Here is a 17657-nt window from a genome sequence, read left to right on the forward strand (position 1 = left end):
GCCTGTGCGCTGAAGACCTGTGGGGGTGCCAAATGCCGTCCGGGGTGATCGCACCTGCCTATCCGACCCCCCACCGGCCGTTGTGCGCCCACACGACGGGAGGGGGTGTGGCGGGGTGCGCCCCCTGGCCGAAGGCTGGGGGAGACGAGCGGTTAAGTGCGGTGCCCAAGGATGTAGACGTAAACCGCGAGCGTTCTGGGGGTCCCCCCGGCCGAAGGCTGGGGGAGGGCGGGCGGGTGGGGGAGAAACCCAACAGCAACCACAACGGCGCCGCACACGACAACCGCCCCGCACTCATGCCTAGCCGATGTGGAGCAGAAGCGTCCCGTCCGCCGCGGCCTCGACGCGCACCTGCGCGAGGTGGTCGACGTGAACCGTCGGCCCGTGGGCCGCCGCGCGGGGGCCCACGCCGACCACCCGCATCCCGGCGGCCTTGGCGGCCGCGATGCCGACCTCGGAGTCCTCGAAGACCACGCAGTCCTCGGGGCCGAAGCCCAGCTCGGCGGCGCCCTTGAGGAAGCCCTCCGGGTCGGGCTTGCTGGCGCTGACGCTCTCCGCGGTGACCATGACCTCGGGCATCGGGAGCCGGGCGGCGCCCATGCGGGCCCGGGCGAGGGCCTCGTCCGCGGAGGTCACCAGGGCGTGCGGGCGGCCCTGCAGCGCCGCCATGAACGCCGGGGCGCCCTCGACCGGGACGACGCCGTCGACGTCGGCGGTCTCCTCCGCGAGCATGCGGGCGTTGTCGGCGTGGTTCTCCGCCATCGGGCGGTCCGGGAGCAGCACCGCCATCGTGGCGTGGCCCTGGCGGCCGTGGACGACCTTCATCACGGCGTCGCCGTCGAGCCCGTGCGTCGCGGCCCACCGGCGCCAGCAGCGCTCGACCACGGCATCGGAGTTGACCAGCGTGCCGTCCATGTCCAGCAGAAGGGCGCGGGCGGGGACGACGGTGGACGGCGACAGCATGGAACTCCCTCGGACGGACAAGCAAGTGGCCCGCCCGCCGGTCAGGGGAAACGGGCGGAACCACTTTGTTCCTACACGATACAAAACCGTGCGGCGGTTCCGCCAGGGGGGTGCCCGCCGGCGTGTCCGGCTCGCGGGCCGGCCGCGCCCCTCCAGCGCGCGACGCGGGTCACCGCGTGGCGTCCGCCCCGTCCACGTACTGCAGCAGCCCGTGGGTGAAGCCCGCGGTCCGGGGCGCCGCGCCGGGCGGGGCCTGCGGGTCGGTGAACTGCAGCCGCCAGCGGGTGGGGGCGTCGCCCTCCAGGGGCCGCGCGGGCGGGAAGGCCCGGGCCACCTCGTCGACGGTGCAGGACCAGGGCGCGAGGTCGGCGAGGCCCGACAGCCGCGGCCCCCGCTCCCCCGGCGCGCGGACCAGCCACTCGTTCCAGACCGCCCCGCCGCCCGGAGCGCACAGCACCTCGTACCGCAGGGTCGGCCACAGCGGGACCGGCCACAGCAGCGCGGGGCAGGTCAGGTCGCCCACCTGGCGCCGGAGCACCGTCTCGGGCGGCCCGAGCACCGTCCGGTAGCGGCGTTCGCCGCGCGGGAAGCCCTTGGCGTGCCCCCAGGCCTGCCAGCGGCGGTTCGCCTCCCGCATCTCGCCACGGCTCGCCCCGAGCGTGCGCAGCGCCTCCTCCACCAGTTCGGGCCGGTGGTCGGCCATGCGCCGCAGCAGTACGAGCTGGAAGCCCCTCGGCCCGAAGTCGTCGATCGCCACGCCCCCATCCTGCCCGAGCGCCCCCGCGGGCCGGACACGGCGGCGCCCGCCGCGGAACCGGGTGCGAACCGGGGCGGGCGTCGTCGTGCGGAACGCGGCGGCCGGTCAGTCCCGGCCGTGTCCGTTCCCGTCGTCCCCGTCGGGGTCCGGGTCCTGCGTGGAGCCGGTCTTCGCCTCCAGGGCGGCCCGGGTGTTGGGCCCGTAGACGCCCTGCGGGTCGCCCTTGACCCCGTAGAAGAACTGGAAGCGGGACACGGCGTCGCCGACCTTGCGGCTGTAGTCGCCGTCGGCGGGACCGTAGTAGAGCCGCATCGCCTTGAGGCGGTTCTGCAGGTCCACCACGGCCGGGCCGGTGTCGCCGCGCTGCAGCGTCACGGGCGCGGCCGGCGGCGGCGCGGAACTGGGGGCCTGGGAGACCTGACCGCTCGCGGAGGCCGTCGGCCGGGACGCGGTCGCGCTGGGCGTCGGCGCGCCGGTCGTGGCCGAGGCCGAGGCGCTCGCCGAGGCGAGCGTGGAGGGGGTGACGCTGGGCGAGGCCGAGCGCGAGACGGAGGCCGAGGGCCGCGCGGAGGACGGCAGTTCGACCGCCGGCTCGGACACGCCCTGGTCGGGGGCCGCCTCGGTGCGGTCCGGCACGCCGGTCAGCTGGGCGGTGAGGAAGACCGCGCCGACGGCGAGGCCGACGGCCGCGATGCCCGCACCGGCGACGAGCGCGCCCCGACGGCGGCGGTGCGCCCCGGCGCGGCGCCTGCCCTCGGCGCGGGAGGGATGGGGCACCAGCTCGCGGGACGTGGTGGCCACCGGCACCGGCAGCCGGTCCGAGGAGACCGTGCCGAGGTCGATGAGGTCGGTGTCCTCCTCCTGCCCGGCCGCCCCGCCGGCCCCCTCCGGCGGCACGGGCGGCAGGGGTGCCGTCGGCGGGCCCGCGTCGTGCGACGGGAAGGCCTCGGCGGCCCCCGCCGCGACGGCGGCCGGGACGGCCTCCTCCGCGTCCGCGTAGCCCTCGGGTCCCGGCACGTACGGCCGCACCCGGAGGGACTCGTACTCGTGCTCCTCCTGCGAAGCCGGTGACCCCGGCTTGTCAGACGCCACCGGCGCCCCCTCCCCATCCCCTGACAGACGCAGTGATTATGCAGACCGCGCGGCCCCGGTGCCCAGGCGCCTCCGGCCCCTCCGGTCGTACAAACGGAGCCAATCTCGTGGAAAGGGTGTGAATATTTATGAAGAAGTGACGTGAACGCGGTACCGGAGCCCCGGTGCCCGAGGGGAACGAGTCCCTATGGCGCAGGACGACACCACTGCCCCGGCGGGGCGGGCCGCGGGGGACGGCCCGGCCGAAGTGACCGACAGGCGCGCGGTGTACATCGCGATCGGCGCGCTCGCCCTCGGCCTCCTGCTCGCCGCCCTCGACCAGACGATCGTCTCCACCGCGCTGCCGACGATCGTCAGCGACCTGGGCGGGCTGAAGCACCTCTCCTGGGTGGTCACCGCCTACCTGCTGGCCTCCACCGCCGCCACCCCGCTGTGGGGCAAGCTCGGCGACATGTACGGGCGGAAGAAGCTCTTCCAGTCCGTCATCGTGATCTTCCTGATCGGCTCCGCGCTGTGCGGCCTGTCCCGGAGCATGGGCGAGCTCATCGCCTTCCGCGCGCTGCAGGGCCTGGGCGGCGGCGGGCTGATCGTGCTGTCGATGGCGATCGTGGGCGACATCGTGCCGCCGCGCGACCGGGGGCGCTACCAGGGCGTGTTCGGGGCAGTGTTCGGCGCGAGCAGCGTGCTCGGGCCGCTGCTGGGCGGGCTGTTCGTGGACACCCTCAGCTGGCGCTGGGTCTTCTACGTCAACCTCCCCCTGGGCATCGTCGCGCTCGCCGTCATCGCCACCGTGCTCCACATCCCGGTCCGGCGGACCACGCACCGCATCGACTACGGCGGCATGGTGCTGGTGGCGGCCGCGGCGACCTGCCTGGTGCTGATGACCTCACTGGGCGGTACGACCTGGGCCTGGGGCTCCTGGCAGGTCATCGGGCTGGCGGTGCTGGGCGTGCTGCTGGCCGGGGCCTTCGTCCTCGTCGAGCGGCGGGCGGAGGAACCGGTGCTGCCGCTGCGGCTGTTCCGCATCCGCACCTTCTGGCTGTGCTCGGTGATCTCGTTCGTCATCGGCTTCGCCATGTTCGGCTCGCTGACCTTCCTGCCGACCTTCCTCCAGGTCGTCCACGGCTACTCGCCGACCTGGTCGGGCGTGCACATGATCCCCATGGTGGTGGGCATGCTGGTGGCCTCCACCGCCTCGGGCCAGATCGTCTCCCGCACCGGCCACTACAAGGTCTTCCCGATCGCCGGGACCGCCGTCACGATCCTCGGGCTGTTCCTGCTGCACCGGCTCGACGAGACCACCGCGGTCTGGGCGCTCAGCAGCTACCTGCTCGTCTTCGGCCTGGGGCTCGGCCTGGTCATGCAGGTGCTGATCCTCGCCGTGCAGAACGCGGTGGGCTACGCCGACCTGGGCGCCGCCACCTCCGGTGCCACCTTCTTCCGCTCCATCGGCGCGGCCTTCGGCGTCTCCATCTTCGGCACGATCTTCGCGACCAACCTGGCCCGCGAGATCACCGCCGCCCTCAGCGGTCTCGCCCTGCCGCCCGGCTTCGACCCGGCCATGGTCCAGTCCGATCCGCGCGGCGTACGGCAACTCCCGGCGTCCCTGCGCGACCCGGTGCTGCACGCGTACTCCACCGCCATCACCAGCGTCTTCCTGTGGGCGGTGCCGGTCTGCGCGCTGGCCTTCGTCGTGGCCTGGTTCCTCAAGGAGCAGCCGCTGCGGCGCACCGTCACCGTGCCCGACGCGAGCGAGACGATCGGCGCCAACCCCGTCGACCGCTCCTCCCTCGACGAGATCGCCCGCGGCCTGAGCGTGCTCGGCAGCCGGGAGGCCCGCCGCGACCTGTACGTAAGGATCACCGACCTGACCGGCCTCGGCCTCCAGCCCGCCTCCGGCTGGCTGCTGCTGTACATCGCCCGCACCGGCTCCGCCGATCCTGTCGACCTCGCCGTGCAGACCACCGTGCCCTACGACGTCATCGAGGCCGCCGCCTTCGAGATCGAGGAACACCGCTACGCCGCGCGCCGCGGCAACCCGCTGTACCTCACCGAACGCGGTCAGGAGGTCGTGGCCCTGCTCACCGAGGCCCGCCGCAAGGTGCTGGCCGAACTCCTCGGCGACTGGGACCCGGAACACCACGCCGACCTGGCGGCCCTGCTCACCCGGCTCACCACCGAGCTCTGCGGCCAGGACCAGGACCGGCCCGGCCCCCACCGCCCGGCGGCGTGAGCGGGCGGGACGGTCACGGCGCGAGCGCGGCGAAGGCGGCCAGCGCGGTGAAGTCCGGCTCGCGCAGCCCGACGCGCGGGTCGACGTGGTGCAGCAGGGCCGTGCCGGGGTGGTGGGCGGCGACCCAGTCCGTGTCGGCCGGGCTCTGTTCGTCGTCGACCCAGGCGAAACGCCGTCCGGCGGCGTACGCCACCAGTGCCTCGGTCTTCCAATGGACGAGGTCGGGGCGGTGCGCGAACAGCGCGGCGCCGAAGTCGACGTACGGCAGTTCGGGCAGACCGACGACCGGGCCGATCCAGTGGTTGGCCTCCGCCATCCACGTGGTGGCCCAGCACAGTTCGAAGCCCAGCCCGAGCAGCGCCTCGCCGTGCGCGGGGTTGAGCCACACCCGCAGCGGACGTGCGGAGACGCCGGGCACCGGGACCCGCAGCGTGGTGTAGCCCTCGGGTCGCCGGGTGCGCTTGGCCGCGTACGGGTTGAGCGGGCCGTCGACGTCGAGGAAGAGCAGCGGCCTGTCCATGGTCACAGCCTGACGTCCGGTGATCGCGGACGGCAAGGCGGTTTCCCGGGGCCGGCTGGGCGGCGCCCCGCAGGACGGGGCGCCGCGCGGGCTCAGGCCTGCTTCGGCGCGGCCTGCTGGACGACCTCGAAGGACCACACCGTGGACCCGGTGGCGGCCGGCCTGGGGCGCTCGCCGCCCTCGCCGCCGCCCTCGCGGTGCGCGGCCTGCATCGGACCGGACATCCAGTTGCGGAAGTCCTCCTCGCTGCGCCAGCGCGTGTACACGAGGTACTGGTCGGTGCCCTCGACCGGGCGCAGCAACTCGAACCACTCGAAGCCGTCCGAACTCTCGACGGCGCCCGCCCTCGAGGCGAACCGCTGCTCCAGCACCTCGCGCTGCTCGGCCGGGACGGTCAGTACGTTGATCTTGACGACGCTCATGCGTCCATCCTGCCTCAGCGCACGCCCGTCACCGGCCCGCCGGGCCGCGCACCACGTGCCGGGCGTGCCCACGCGGCGACGGGAGGGAAAATCGCGTGCCGCGGCCGGTGAGGCGTGGGACGCTGCGCGACGAGTACGCGACGGAGTAGTCGTCCTGATCCCGGAGGAGTGTGCGGTGTCCGAGAGTGGTGCGCATGCGGTGTCGGCCCTGTTCTCGCAGGGGCGGCTGACGGTCGTTCCGCGCCGGGCGGCGCGGCGTGAGCAGTTGCTGCGGCACCTGACCGAGACCCTCTTCCTGCCGGGCCGGGACTACCACGAGCGCGAGGTCAACGAGGCGCTGCGGACGGTGCACGACGACTGCGCGGCCCTGCGCCGCTACCTGGTCGAGGGCGGCTGGCTGGAGCGCTCCGCGGACGGGGCCGCGTACCGTAGGAAGCGCTGACCCCCCGCCGCGGCGCGGGAGCCGGGCGCGTCAGCGGGGGGCGCCGTTGCGTGGCTGACCCGGACCGGCGGGGCCGTCCGGACCGGGGGCGCCGGCGGAGGGCTGCGGGCGCCCAGGGGCCAGCAGCAGCACGCACACGGCGATGACCCAGAGCCCGGCGAGCCCGAGGCCGATGAAGCCGGCGAACGGGATGAACATCAGCACGCCCAGGACGAAGGCCGCCCATCCCAGCCAGTGCGGCAGCGCGCCGGCGGCACTGCGGGAGACGGCCAGTCCCGCCCCGAGCAGCATGACGCCGATCCCGGCCAGGATGGGCATGAACAGGTCGCTGCCGAGGGCGTTGAGCGCCTGGAGGGCGCCGCCGCCGACCAGTGGCCGGTCGCTGGCCTCGATGAGGCTGAGGGTGAGCCCGGCGCTGATCCAGAAGCCGAGGGCGGCCAGGATGCCGCCGGCGAAGGCGACCTGGGGCAGCCAGCCGGTGCGGTCGGACGCGGCCAGGACGTGCCGCAGGTAGCCGGCGAAGAACGCCAGGAAGAGCCCGGCGACGAGCAGCAGGTAGAGGCCGACGCCCTGCCTGGTGTCGTGGCTGAGGTAGAACGCCCTGACCGCGACTCCGGAACTGCCGATGCCCGGGGTGGCCCCCTGGAGCGCGTAGGAGACGGCGGCCAGGATCACGGCCGCCAGGCCGGTGAGCGGTCCGAGTCGCATCGGGGGTCTCCGATCCGTCCGTGGGCCCCCCAGACCGGTGGATGTCCGTACCGATGCTGTCACGCCTCGTGGTGGGCCGCCCACCGGCGGAGACCACCCGGGGCGCGTCCGGGGCCGAGCCGGTACGGGTCAGCGGGCCTCGGCGACGGCGGCCCGCTCGGGCGAGGCCGCGACCTGCGCGGGCAGCGTCACGGGGACGACCGCGTGGGCGCGGCGCTCGCGGCGGAAGACGTACGCGGCGAGGGAGCCGGAGCCGAGCAGGGCGACGGCGGAGGTGGCGGTGCCGAGCCAGCCCGCGCCGAGCCACTGGCCGCCCGCGTAGCCCAGGCCCACGCTGTACGCGGCCCAGGCCAGTCCGGCCAGCGCGGACCAGGGCAGGAACTCGCGTATGCGGCGGTGCGCGGCGCCCGCGCTGAGGCTGACGACGGAGCGGCCGGCCGGGGCGAAGCGGGCGAGCACGACGAGCGCGCCGCCGCCGCGGGACAGGACCGCGCCGAGGATCTCCTGGGCGGTGGAGAGCCGGCGGGAGTGCGCCACGCGGTGGTCGATCCAGTTGCCGCCGCGCCAGGCCAGGCGGTACGCGGCGAGGTCGCCGAGGGTGGAGGCCGCGGCCGCGCAGAGCAGCAGGGCGAGCACGTCGAGGAGGTCGTTGCTGCCGCCGGCGGCGGTGCCGGCCGTGGCGGCCGAGATGAGCAGGACGCCGCTCGGCATCACCGGCAGGAAGACGTCGAGCACGATGGAGGCGGCTACCAGGGCGTAGATCCACGGTGAATCGAACAGGGAACCTGCTCCGACGAACACCGCGTCCTCCTCTCCTGGCGAGTGCGCGGCGCCTCCGGGGTGTGAGGCGGTGTCGCGCAGAAGCGGTTCTCCTGCGACCCGCTCTCAGCCGTACAGCGTACGCCAGCCATGCTCAGGTGATCCCCTCGGGGGCGCGTGACGTTTTCCTCATCTTCGATGGTGGGCATCGGGAATAGCACGCGATTAACCGGGAGGGGCGACGAAACGTCCCCGGAACGAGATGTTCCACTCACCTTCCCGTGCGCATCATGGACATGCCACACATTCACACCCTGCCGACCTGCGCGAGCGGTCGCACACGCGTACGTCCGGGCGCGCTCACCCGAATGAGTGAGTGCAGGGTGCTCCACCCGGTGGGTAGTTACCGGGAGGAAAGCGCCCGAAGGCAGGGGGACCACCGCACAACAAACCTCGTTCCACCGTGAATTGTTTGTCTTAACCACGCCTTTGTGCGCGTGGGCCATCAGGCCGCAAGGGAAGGACCATCCATGACGGTTGAGCCGGGTGTCGCGTCGGAGGCGGCGACGGGGAACGGCCAGTCTCAGCGGAGTCTGAGCACCGCTGCGGCGCGGAATTTGGCGACGACCACCAAATCCGCGCCACAGATGCAGGGAATCACGTCACGGTGGCTGCTGAGGGTGCTGCCGTGGGTCGAGGCCGCCGGCGGCGCCTACCGGGTCAACCGGCGGCTCAGCTACTCGGTGGGAGACGGGAGGGTGGACTTCGTCCAGACCGGCTCCGAGGTCCGGGTGATCCCGGCGGAACTCGGCGAACTGCCGCTGCTGCGGGGCTTCACCGAGGACGCGGTGCTCACCGCCCTCGCCGGGCAGTTCGAGCAGCGGGAGTACGCGCCCGGCGACACGATCGTGGCCGCCGGGGAGCCGGCCGACCACGTCTTCCTCGTCGCCCACGGCAGGATCAACAAGCTGGCCCCGGCCAAGTGGGACGGCCAGGGCGTGATCGGCAGCATCGCCGACGGCGATCACTTCGGCTCCGAGGGCCTGGCCGGCCCCGAGAGCACCTGGGACTACACCGCGAGGGCGGCCACCCCGGTCACCGCGCTCGCCCTGCCGCGCCAGGCCTTCCAGTCCGTCATGCAGCAGGCCGACGGACTGCGCGAGCACGTCGCGGGCTTCGTCACCGGAACCCAGCAGGCACAGAACAAGTACGGCGAGAAGGCCATCGAACTGGCCTCCGGCCACGTCGGGGAACCCGACCTGCCCGGCACCTTCGTGGACTACGACCTCGCCCCGCGCGAGTACGAGCTGAGCGTCGCCCAGACCGTGCTGAAGGTCCACACCCGCGTCGCCGACCTGTACAACCAGCCCTACAACCAGGTCGAGCAGCAGGTGAAGCTGACCATCGAGGCGCTGCGCGAACGGCAGGAGCACGAACTCGTCAACAACCGGGAGTTCGGCCTGCTGCACAACGCGGACTACCGGCAGCGCATCACCACGCACTCCGGCCCGCCCACCCCGGACGACCTCGACGAGCTGATCAGCCGGCGCCGCAACGCCCAGTACCTGCTGGCCCATCCGCGGGCCATCGCGGCCATCGGAAGGGAATTCAACAGCCGCGGTCTCGTGCCGCACACCGTCGATTTCCACGGCCACCACATCCCGTCGTGGCGCGGAATCCCGATCCTCCCCTGCAACAAGATCCCGATTTCCCGGGAGAACACCACCTCGATCCTGGTGATGCGCACCGGCGAGGACAACCAGGGTGTGATCGGCCTCCACCAGACGGGAATCCCGGACGAGTTCGAACCGGGCCTCTCGGTGCGTTTCATGGGAATCGACGAGAAGGCGATCATCTCCTATCTCGTCAGCACCTACTATTCGGCCGCCGTCCTCGTCCCCGACGCCCTCGGCGTCCTGGAGAACGTCGAGATCGCGCGGGCCGGGGAGTAGCCCCGGCGCCCGCGCGGCCCGCGGGAACGACGGCGCGTGCCCGTGGCGCGGCGGAACGGCCCCGGCCGGCCGCACCGTCCGCCACGGGCACGGCCGCCGCCCGCGGAACCCCCGGACGGGGCGGGGGTTTTCCCCACCCCGCTTCCGGTGGGCGTCCTGATTCCGGGCAGAACGGGCGCTCCGTAGCGTCCTGGGTATGACGAAGAGCACCCGCACGTTGAGGACCATCGCCGCCGCCGCGGGCGTCGTGGCGCTGATCGGTACGGCGTCCGCCTGCGCGAACGCCTCCGACGACAGCGAGCCGGAGCGCAAGAGCTTCGCGCTCGACGGGAACGAGCTGACCATCGACTCCTCCGACAGCAGGGTCGTGGTGAAACCGGCCGACGTGGACGAGGTCCAGGTCACCCGCTGGTTCGACGGGTGGGCCGTGTTCGGGGACACCCCGAAGGCCACCTGGTCGATGCGCGGGCACACCCTCAGCTTCCGCACCAAGTGCCAGGGCGTGGCGCAGAACTGCTCGGTGCGGCACGAGGTCCTGGTGCCGCGCGGGGTACGCCTGACGGTGGTCAACGGCGACGGCAGCGTGGAGGCGAGCGGCTTCAGCACCCCGCTGGAGCTCAGCACGGGCGACGGCTCGGTCGTCGTCCGGGACGTGACCGGCCCCCTGCGGCTGTCCAGTGGCGACGGCCGGATCGACGCCGACGGCATCGGCTCCCGCGAGGTGAGCGCACACACCTCCGACGGCTCGGTGAAGCTGGCCTTCGACGAGGTGCCCGACCTCGTCGAGGCGACGAGCGGCGACGGCCGGGTCAGCGTGGCGCTGCCCCACCAGAGCTACAAGGTCTCGGCGCGCTCCGGCGACGGGCACGTCAGCGTCGACGTTCCCCGCGACGAGAGCAGCGGCCACGTCGTGACGGTCCGTACGGGCGACGGCTCGGTGAGCGTCACGGAAGCCGGCCGCTGACCGCAACCGCCCGACCCGTGTATTCGTCCCAGCCAGGTGGGAGACTGGAGCGGACAACCACCGGCGGCGGACCTGCGGGAGAGGGCGACTGTGACGACGGCACGCTCGTGGTGGCGGCGCGGCGACAACCTGCGCGCCGACGCCCAGGCCGCGAAGGACGCCGCCGCCGAGGCGTTCTACGAGCTGGACACCGCCCAGCGCGACCTGGTGATCTCCATAGAGACCATCACCGCGGTCGACAGCTCCCCCGCCGCGCGGCGCGCGAGCGAGGACTTCCGCTCGCTGGGCGAGCGCATCGACCAGGTCAGCGCCGCCTACATCGCGGCGGTCGACGCCTACGACCTGGACCGCGACGAGTTGGAGGCCGCCACCGCGGCCCGCGCCCGCACCGAGCTCACCAAGGCGAAGGACGACCTGGTCCGGGCCAGGCAGGACCTGGACGCCTTCGCCCGGGGGCTCGGCCCGCTGCTGGACAAGGCCGAGACCCAGCTCGCCCGGCTGGCTCCGGCCGTCGAACGGGCCCGGCAGGCCCTGCTCGGCGCGTCCAACGCACTGGACGCGGTACGGGCCTCGGGCCTGCGCGCGGACGACCTCGCGGCCCGGCTGGCCGCCCTGGGCCCGGAGCTGACCAAGCTCAACCAGGGCGCCGGGACGCACGGCGTCCAGGAGACGATCCGGCGGGCCGACGAGGTGCTGCGCACGGCCGAGGCGATCCGCGCGGAGGCCGAGCGGCTGCCCGAGCGGGCCCGCGAGATCGACAAGCGGATCGTGTCGCTGCGCACCCGCACGCAGGCCCTGGCCACCCGCACGGAGGGCGTCGATCCGGTCCTCAGCGAGCTGCGCCGCCGCTTCAGCATGGCGTGCTGGCAGGACCTGCAGCACGTGCCGGAGCGGGCGACGGAGGCCGTCGGCCGTGCGGAGCAGAAGCTCTCGGAGGCGACGAAGGCCCGGGACGAGCAGCGCTGGCCGGACGCGACGGCCCTGCTCGGCACGGTACGGGCGCTGCTCGACGACGCCGACGCGGCGGTGTCCGCGGCCGGTGACCGGCTGCGCCGGCTCAACGAGGTCAGCAAGGACCCGCAGGGCGAGATCGAGCGGACCCGGTTCGCCGTCCGGGACGCCCAGCGGCTCGCCATGCAGGGCCGTACGACACCGGAGCAGCGGCACGCGCGCCCGCTCGACGAGGCCGTGGCCCGGCTCGACCGCGCCGTCGAGGGCCTCCAGGGCCGGCACCCCGACTGGTGGCACTTCCTCATGGAGACGGCGGCGGTACGCGACGCGGCGGCGCGGGTAGTCACCGCCATCCGCGAGGACCGCGCCTCGGGACGCCCGTAGCGCACCCCGGCCGCGTGCCGTTCGGCTCTCCCGCCGTCTCGCGCCCTGCGGGCGCAATGATGCCGGCTGCGGAGGGGAGGGTGGAGGGCCCGGTCTTGTCCGCGGTGTGCGGGTGGGTGGGTGGTGCGGGTTCAGGCGCCGGAGCGGGGTGGGTTGTTCGTCGGGTTCCGGTTTCGTTGCCGTCCGCGGGTACAGATGGCCGGTTGCCACGCCTACTGCCGGTGGTGGGCGCGCCCGCCGTCACCTGCGTCTGCGGGTATTTCGGGGTGCTGCCGAGGGTCGGCGGGAGATCGGGCCCGCTTTCGACGGTATGGACGTCGGAAGAGGGCCCGATCTTTGCGCGGACGGAGATCGGGCTCGCTTTCAGCGGCATGGACGTCGAAACAGAGCCCGATCCTCGGATCGGGGAAGCACCCGCAGACGCCGGTTACGGCGGGCGCGCCACCCACGAACGGTGGGCGTGGTCACCGGCCATCCATACCCGCGGACGGCAACGAGACCCGAGCCGGACGAACAACCAGCCCCGCTCCGGCGCCGGAACCCCAACCGCCCACCGGGCCGCACACCGCAAAGAAGGCAGGGACCCCACCCTCCCCTCCGCAGCCCGCCGCTGTGCGCCCGAAGGGCGCGAGACGGCGCGACAGCCGAACGAGCGGGGACGGCACCGCCATCAGTCAGCCTCAGCCTCCGCCTCAGCCGCAGCACCCTCCGCCGCAGCACCCGCCGCCGCCCGCGGCCGGGCGGGGGGCCGCCGCGGCGGACGCGGAGGCGGTGCCGCCCACCGCGACCGTCGACAGGAGCTTGACGGTGTCGTCGTGCCCGGCGGGGCACTCCGCCGGTGCGGAGGACTCGGCCATCGGCCGGCTCAGCTCGAACGTGGTGCCGCAGGAGCGGCAGCGGTACTCGTAACGGGGCATGGGCACAGATTAACCACGGCTCACAGCTTGCGCGCCAGGGTCAGCCCGTCCGCCACGGTCAGCAGCAGCGCCTCGACGCGCCCGTCGGACGCGACGCGGTCGTTGAAGGCCTGGATCCCCGCCGTGCCACCCGTGGCGTGCGGGTCCACGACCCGCCCGTGGTAGAGCGTGTTGTCGGCGGCGACGATCCCGCCGGGCCGCACCCGCGGCACCAGTTCCTCCCAGTAGTTGAGGTAGTTGTCCTTGTCGGCGTCGAGGTAGACGAAGTCGATCCACGGATCGCCGGGCAGGGCGCGCAGCGTGTCCAGCGCGGGCGCGATCCGCAGGTCCACGCGGTCGGCGACACCGGCCTTGGCCCAGGCCTCACGGGCGACCGCGGTCCACTCCTCGGAGACGTCGCAGGCGATGAGCCGCCCGTCCGCGGGCAGCGCCTGCGCCATGGACAGCGCCGAGAAGCCGGTGAAGGTGCCGACCTCGACGACCTGCCGCGCGCCGGTCAGCCGTACCAGGAAGGCCAGCAGCGGGCCCTGCTCGCGCGCCGACTGCATGGCGGCCGCGTCACCGAAGCGGGCGCGCGTGATCTCCACCAGTTCCTCCTGGACCGGGTCCAGGGGCGGGTTGTGCTGCAGGACGTACTCGTACAGTTCGGGCGTGAGCTGCGGGTTCTTGGTCTCGTGCACGGCTGCTCCTTAAGGTGGCGGCATGTACGTGGATGACGTCCTCGCCCTGGTGCCCAGCATGCCAGGCAGGCGGGTTCTGCTGGGGCTGACGGGTGCGCCCGCGGCGGGCAAGTCGACGCTGGCCCGTTCGCTGGTGGAGGGGGTCGACGCGCGGCTCGGCGCGGGCACCGCGGCCTACGTGCCGATGGACGGCTTCCACCTCTCCAACGCCCAGCTGTACCGGCTCGGGCTGCGCGGCCGCAAGGGCGCGCCGGAGACCTTCGACGTGGACGGCTACGTCCACCTGCTGCGGCGGCTGCGCTCGTGGCGGGGCCGTACCGTCTACGCGCCGGACTTCGACCGGGCGCTGGACGAGCCGGTCGCGGCGGGGATCGCCGTGCCGCCCGAGGCCCGGCTGGTCGTGACGGAGGGGAACTACCTGGCCGACGACGCCGCCGGCTGGCACGAGGTCAGGGACCTGCTGGACGAGCTGTGGTTCGTCGAGGCCGACCCGGCGGTCCGCGAGGAGCGCCTGCTGGAACGGCATCTGACGGGCGGTCGCACCGAGTCGGAGGCCCGGGCCTTCATCGAGGCCAGCGAACGGCCGAACGCGCTGCGCGTCGAGGCGACGCGCAGCGCGTGCACGCGGGTCGTGCGGCCGGACGGGGTCAGCGGCGCGCCACGCTGAGCATCCGGCGCAGGATCTCCTCCCCCGCCGCGACGCCCGGCAGGGTCAGCGCGTCGACGTGCGGCGCCCCCCAGCCGGTGTCGGCGAGTTCGCCGTGGCCGGGCCGCCAGGCGGTGTGGGCGGCGAGCAGCAGGTCCGCGTCGAGCAGGGAGTCGCCCGCGGCGAGCACGTGATCGGCGCCGGTGCGGCGGACGACCTCGGCCAGGGCCGCTGACTTGGTGAGGGGCTTGGGGACGGCGTAGACCTTGCGGCCCTGCAGCGAGACCGTCCAGCCGCGCTCCTCGGCCCATTCGGCGAGGTCCTTCACCCAGAGCTCGGGCAGCAGCGACCGCTCCACGACCAGGTAGACGAACAGGTCCTCGGCGACGCGCTCCTTGCGCAGCCAGGACCCGTCCGCGGTGCGGGCCAGGTAGGCGCGGACCTCCTCCAGCGGCGCGCAGCCCTCGGCGAGGCGCCGGCGCATCTCGGCGTTCCAGTCGTGGTCGGTGTGGCCCTTGACCAGGAGGTGCCCGCCGTTGGCGCAGATCGCGTACCGCGGCACCGGGCCCGGCAGGTTGATGCGCCGGTACTGCTTGCGGGTGCGGGTCGTCGCCGGGACGAACTCGGCGGCGGCGGCGAGCCGCTGGATCAGCGCGGCGGCGTTCTCGGTCATGAAGGACAGCGGCCGGCCCTCGTGCACCTCGACGCACAGCAGCCGCGGTGCCTCCTCGTCGGCCATGGACAGGGCCAGGGCCGAGGGCGAGTAGATGAGGGTGCGGTCCAGGTCGCTGGCGGCGAGGGACTTCACGATCTCCGGGCGTTGCTTCACTTGGCCTCCACCGCCTTGCCGTCCGTTCCGGTCGCGCCCCGGGTGAAGCGCGGGTGGATCAGCCCGACGCAGGAGTACGGCAGGTCGTCCACCTCCTCCACCGGGACGCCGCGCTGCTCGGCGAGCAGCCGGATGTGCGCCAGGTCGCCTCCCGCGCCGCGCCGGGCGAGGACCCGCCAGGGCACGCGGCGCAGCAGCACCCGGGTGGTCTCGCCGACGCCGGGCTTGACCAGGTTGACGTCCCCGATCCCGTACTCCTCGCTGATCCGCTCGACGGCCTTCCAGCCCTCCCAGGTGGGCGTGCGGTCGCCGGCCCGGAGTTCCTTGACGTCGCGGGCGACCTCGTCGGTCACGGCGGCGAAGCGGGCCGACACCTCGTCCAGGAAGAGGCCGGAGACGTCCGAGCCGACCAGCTCGCGGTAGAACTTGGCGCCGTGGAACTCGTCGGGGCCGATCAGGTCGGAGCGCAGCACGGTGCGCGAGACCAGGCCGGAGACGGTGGAGTTCAGGCACGCGGACGGGATGAGGAAGTCGTCGCGGGTGCCGAAGGTGCGGACGCACGAGCCGGGGTCGGCGAGCACCGCGATCTCCGGGTCGAAGCCCCCGAACGGGGCCACGGCGTCGGCCAGTTCGCGGGTGATGGCGCCCTTGCCGGTCCAGCCGTCGACGAACACCGCACGGGCGGGGTCGTGGTGTCCGGCCAGCCAGCGCAGGGCGGTGGTGTCGATGCCGCGGCCGCGGACGATGGACACGGCGTAGTGCGGGAGGTCCAGGCCGTGCGCGTGCCGGGCCCAGCGGCGCATCAGCACGCCGACCGGGGTGCCCGCGCGGGCCAGCGACACCAGGACGGCGTCCGGGCCGCGTTCGGCGAGCACCAGCTCGGTCACGGCGCCGACGGCGCGGGCGATCCGGCCGGCGGAGTCCGCCAGCGCGGACCGGAACAGCTCCTGGTACTCCGCGCTGGGCTGGTACTCAACTGGCAGCGACTCGGCGTAGTGCGCCCCACCGCTCTGGATGGCCTCCTCGCGCTCCTCGGTGGGCGCCTCCAGCTCGACGTCGGAGAGGTCCTTCAGCAGCCAGCCGACCTCGTCGGCGGCGTACGAGGAGAACGCGGGTCCGCGCAGCGGCTCCGGGAGCGTGGGGGCGGGCGGGCGGGGTTCGTACGAGGGCACCACGGCCAGCAGGAGCCTTTCGGTGTGGGCGGCGAGCTGCGCGAGCAGCCCTCCGGGGGCGTGCAGGGCGGGCGTGTCGCCCGCGCTGTCCACGACGGCGACGACGGTGTCGAAGCCCGCGCCCGCCACGTTGTACGCGTAGCGCTCGCCGGGGCCGTCGGCGGGCCCGTCGTGGTCGGGGAAGGTGATCCGGGTGCGTATCGCGTACCCCGGGTCGTCCACGGCCAGGACCGGCGAGCGGGTCGTCGTGGAGAACCGCACCTCCGCGGCGGGCAGGGCGTCCTGCAGGGCCTGCGCCAGCCGCAGCGGGGCGTACATCAGCTCCTCGTTGCCGAGCACGAGGACGCGCCGGGCCGGGTTGCCGCCGAGGACGCGCAGGTCCTCCGCCAGGCCTGCCGCCATCGAGGGCAGCGCCGCCTCCAGCCGTGCGCGGTGCACGGGCGTGAAGCCGTGCCGGCCGCCGTCGGGCAGCCCGGCGGGCCAGTCCAGCCGCACCCGGTGCGGCACCGCGGCCGCGGCCGCGGCCCGGCGGGCGGGCTCGGCGGCGGCATGGGCGGCGACCAGGGCCTGGCCCCGCTCCAGCACGCCTTCGGGGAGGCCGACCGTGCCCGAGGCCAGGGCGAGGACGTCGACGCCCGCGCCCAGGTCGGCCGCGAAGCGGTCGAGGAGTACGCGGTCGGCCTCCGAGCGCATGTCGACCAGGGCGACCACGACGTAGCGGCGGCGCGGGTAGCGGGCGTGCAGCGCCCGCACCGTGTTGAGCACCGTCCGGCCGGTGGAGAACTCGTCGTCGACCAGCACCAGCGGCCCGTCCCCGGACAGCAGGCCGGCGTCCTCGGGCAGCAGCAGGTGCGAGGTGGCGTGGCTGTGCTCCTCCTCGAAGCCGCCGACCGGCTCGACCCCGGCGACCGGGCGCCGCGTGGAGTGCAGGTACGGGGCGGTGCCGACGCCGTCGGCCACGGCGTGCCCGAGGCCGGTCGCGGTCTCGGCGTAGCCGAGCACCACGGCGCGGGCCGCCTCGTCCTCGCCCAGCAGCTCCCGCACGCGCACGCCGAGCCCGTACCCGGCGTCGTAGACCACCCGCGGGCGCTGCGGCACGTGCTTGCCCAGCACGTTGGAGACGAGCAGGTGCGCCCGCTTGGGGTTGCGGCGCAGGGCGAGGCCGAGCAGACCGCTCAGCCCCTCTCCCCGCAGGGTGACGCCGAGGCGGTCGGCGACCCACTGCCCGGACCAGACGTGCTCGACTGCCATGCGCTCGGCACTCTC

At 73.9% G+C, this 17657-nt stretch carries 17 protein-coding genes; 6 read left to right on the top strand and 11 right to left on the bottom strand.

Annotated elements, in window-relative coordinates; genetic code table 11:
- Positions 1 to 300 precede the first annotated feature (300 nt).
- From ACFZAU_RS12310 to ACFZAU_RS12320, 3 genes are all read right to left on the bottom strand, one after another.
- On the bottom strand, positions 301 to 963 hold the full coding sequence (locus tag ACFZAU_RS12310; protein ID WP_499598620.1) for an HAD-IA family hydrolase: 663 nt from the start codon (positions 961 to 963) through the stop codon (positions 301 to 303).
- A gap of 169 nt (positions 964 to 1132) precedes the next feature.
- Complete coding sequence (locus ACFZAU_RS12315) at positions 1133 to 1666, bottom strand: hypothetical protein (RefSeq protein WP_500552316.1); 534 nt, start codon at positions 1664 to 1666, stop codon at positions 1133 to 1135.
- A gap of 159 nt (positions 1667 to 1825) precedes the next feature.
- A complete protein-coding gene (locus ACFZAU_RS12320) occupies positions 1826 to 2812 on the bottom strand; it encodes a peptidoglycan-binding domain-containing protein (RefSeq protein WP_500552091.1) in 987 nt (328 codons plus the stop codon).
- Positions 2813 to 2999: 187 nt separating this feature from the next.
- Here ACFZAU_RS12320 and ACFZAU_RS12325 point away from each other — a divergent pair, with 187 nt between their 5' ends.
- On the top strand, positions 3000 to 5045 hold the full coding sequence (locus tag ACFZAU_RS12325) for an MDR family MFS transporter (protein WP_500552092.1): 2046 nt from the start codon (positions 3000 to 3002) through the stop codon (positions 5043 to 5045).
- Between the two features lie 13 nt (positions 5046 to 5058).
- Here ACFZAU_RS12325 and ACFZAU_RS12330 read toward each other — a convergent pair whose 3' ends face one another.
- Together ACFZAU_RS12330 and ACFZAU_RS12335 are read right to left on the bottom strand one after the other, a co-directional pair.
- Complete coding sequence (locus ACFZAU_RS12330) at positions 5059 to 5565, bottom strand: hypothetical protein (protein ID WP_500552093.1); 507 nt, start codon at positions 5563 to 5565, stop codon at positions 5059 to 5061.
- Positions 5566 to 5657: 92 nt separating this feature from the next.
- Positions 5658 to 5987 (bottom strand): antibiotic biosynthesis monooxygenase family protein, encoded by a 330-nt coding sequence (locus tag ACFZAU_RS12335; protein ID WP_500462892.1) that lies wholly within the window; start codon positions 5985 to 5987, stop codon positions 5658 to 5660.
- Positions 5988 to 6162: 175 nt separating this feature from the next.
- Between ACFZAU_RS12335 and ACFZAU_RS12340 the strand changes: the two genes are divergently transcribed.
- Positions 6163 to 6429: a DUF2087 domain-containing protein gene (locus ACFZAU_RS12340; protein ID WP_499598640.1), complete on the top strand. Its 267-nt coding sequence runs from the start codon at positions 6163 to 6165 to the stop codon at positions 6427 to 6429.
- A 30-nt stretch (positions 6430 to 6459) separates the two neighbouring features.
- Here the strand turns inward: ACFZAU_RS12340 and ACFZAU_RS12345 are convergent, their stop codons facing one another.
- Both ACFZAU_RS12345 and ACFZAU_RS12350 read right to left on the bottom strand, forming a co-directional pair.
- Positions 6460 to 7137, bottom strand: coding sequence for a hypothetical protein (locus ACFZAU_RS12345; protein WP_500552094.1), 678 nt, complete (start codon positions 7135 to 7137; stop codon positions 6460 to 6462).
- A 129-nt stretch (positions 7138 to 7266) separates the two neighbouring features.
- On the bottom strand, positions 7267 to 7938 hold the full coding sequence (locus ACFZAU_RS12350; RefSeq protein ID WP_499598644.1) for a DedA family protein: 672 nt from the start codon (positions 7936 to 7938) through the stop codon (positions 7267 to 7269).
- Between the two features lie 488 nt (positions 7939 to 8426).
- Between ACFZAU_RS12350 and ACFZAU_RS12355 the strand changes: the two genes are divergently transcribed.
- From ACFZAU_RS12355 to ACFZAU_RS12365, 3 genes are all read left to right on the top strand, one after another.
- Entirely contained in the window at positions 8427 to 9848 is a 1422-nt protein-coding gene (locus tag ACFZAU_RS12355) for a family 2B encapsulin nanocompartment shell protein (protein WP_499598645.1), read from the top strand.
- 196 nt (positions 9849 to 10044) lie between these two features.
- The gene (locus ACFZAU_RS12360; protein WP_500552095.1) at positions 10045 to 10812 is read left to right on the top strand and encodes a DUF4097 family beta strand repeat-containing protein; all 768 of its coding nucleotides are present in this window, start codon (positions 10045 to 10047) and stop codon (positions 10810 to 10812) included.
- 90 nt (positions 10813 to 10902) lie between these two features.
- A complete protein-coding gene (locus ACFZAU_RS12365) occupies positions 10903 to 12147 on the top strand; it encodes a hypothetical protein (protein ID WP_500552096.1) in 1245 nt (414 codons plus the stop codon).
- A 692-nt stretch (positions 12148 to 12839) separates the two neighbouring features.
- Here ACFZAU_RS12365 and ACFZAU_RS12370 read toward each other — a convergent pair.
- Together ACFZAU_RS12370 and ACFZAU_RS12375 are read right to left on the bottom strand one after the other, a co-directional pair.
- Positions 12840 to 13064, bottom strand: coding sequence for an FmdB family zinc ribbon protein (locus ACFZAU_RS12370; protein ID WP_499598650.1), 225 nt, complete (start codon positions 13062 to 13064; stop codon positions 12840 to 12842).
- Between the two features lie 20 nt (positions 13065 to 13084).
- Entirely contained in the window at positions 13085 to 13744 is a 660-nt protein-coding gene (locus tag ACFZAU_RS12375; RefSeq protein ID WP_500552097.1) for an O-methyltransferase, read from the bottom strand.
- A gap of 22 nt (positions 13745 to 13766) precedes the next feature.
- On the opposite strand from ACFZAU_RS12375, the gene ACFZAU_RS12380 reads away from it, so the two are divergent.
- Entirely contained in the window at positions 13767 to 14411 is a 645-nt protein-coding gene (locus tag ACFZAU_RS12380; protein WP_500552098.1) for a nucleoside/nucleotide kinase family protein, read from the top strand.
- Here ACFZAU_RS12380 and ACFZAU_RS12385 read toward each other — a convergent pair.
- Together ACFZAU_RS12385 and ACFZAU_RS12390 are read right to left on the bottom strand one after the other, a co-directional pair.
- Positions 14392 to 15219, bottom strand: a complete 828-nt coding sequence (locus ACFZAU_RS12385; RefSeq protein WP_500552099.1) for an HAD family hydrolase — start codon at positions 15217 to 15219, stop codon at positions 14392 to 14394. The genes ACFZAU_RS12380 and ACFZAU_RS12385 overlap by 20 nt on opposite strands.
- Positions 15216 to 17642 carry a phosphoribosyltransferase gene (locus ACFZAU_RS12390; protein ID WP_500552100.1) on the bottom strand — a complete coding sequence of 809 codons (2427 nt, stop codon included), beginning with the start codon at positions 17640 to 17642 and terminating at the stop codon, positions 15216 to 15218. The genes ACFZAU_RS12385 and ACFZAU_RS12390 overlap by 4 nt, the downstream gene beginning before the upstream one ends.
- Positions 17643 to 17657 lie beyond the last annotated feature (15 nt).

This window comes from Streptomyces sp. NPDC008238 (assembly GCF_042956445.1).
Taxonomy (GTDB): domain Bacteria; phylum Actinomycetota; class Actinomycetes; order Streptomycetales; family Streptomycetaceae; genus Actinacidiphila.

Coding starts and splice junctions, on each gene's coding strand:
- ACFZAU_RS12310 (WP_499598620.1), bottom strand. CDS start 963: ATGCTGTCGCCGTCCACCGTCGTCCCCGCCCGCGCCCTTCTGCTGGAC.
- ACFZAU_RS12315 (WP_500552316.1), bottom strand. CDS start 1,666: ATGGCCGACCACCGGCCCGAACTGGTGGAGGAGGCGCTGCGCACGCTC.
- ACFZAU_RS12325 (WP_500552092.1), top strand. CDS start 3,000: ATGGCGCAGGACGACACCACTGCCCCGGCGGGGCGGGCCGCGGGGGAC.
- ACFZAU_RS12330 (WP_500552093.1), bottom strand. CDS start 5,565: ATGGACAGGCCGCTGCTCTTCCTCGACGTCGACGGCCCGCTCAACCCG.
- ACFZAU_RS12335 (WP_500462892.1), bottom strand. CDS start 5,987: ATGAGCGTCGTCAAGATCAACGTACTGACCGTCCCGGCCGAGCAGCGC.
- ACFZAU_RS12345 (WP_500552094.1), bottom strand. CDS start 7,137: ATGCGACTCGGACCGCTCACCGGCCTGGCGGCCGTGATCCTGGCCGCC.
- ACFZAU_RS12355 (WP_499598645.1), top strand. CDS start 8,427: ATGACGGTTGAGCCGGGTGTCGCGTCGGAGGCGGCGACGGGGAACGGC.
- ACFZAU_RS12360 (WP_500552095.1), top strand. CDS start 10,045: ATGACGAAGAGCACCCGCACGTTGAGGACCATCGCCGCCGCCGCGGGC.
- ACFZAU_RS12370 (WP_499598650.1), bottom strand. CDS start 13,064: ATGCCCCGTTACGAGTACCGCTGCCGCTCCTGCGGCACCACGTTCGAG.
- ACFZAU_RS12380 (WP_500552098.1), top strand. CDS start 13,767: ATGTACGTGGATGACGTCCTCGCCCTGGTGCCCAGCATGCCAGGCAGG.
- ACFZAU_RS12390 (WP_500552100.1), bottom strand. CDS start 17,642: ATGGCAGTCGAGCACGTCTGGTCCGGGCAGTGGGTCGCCGACCGCCTC.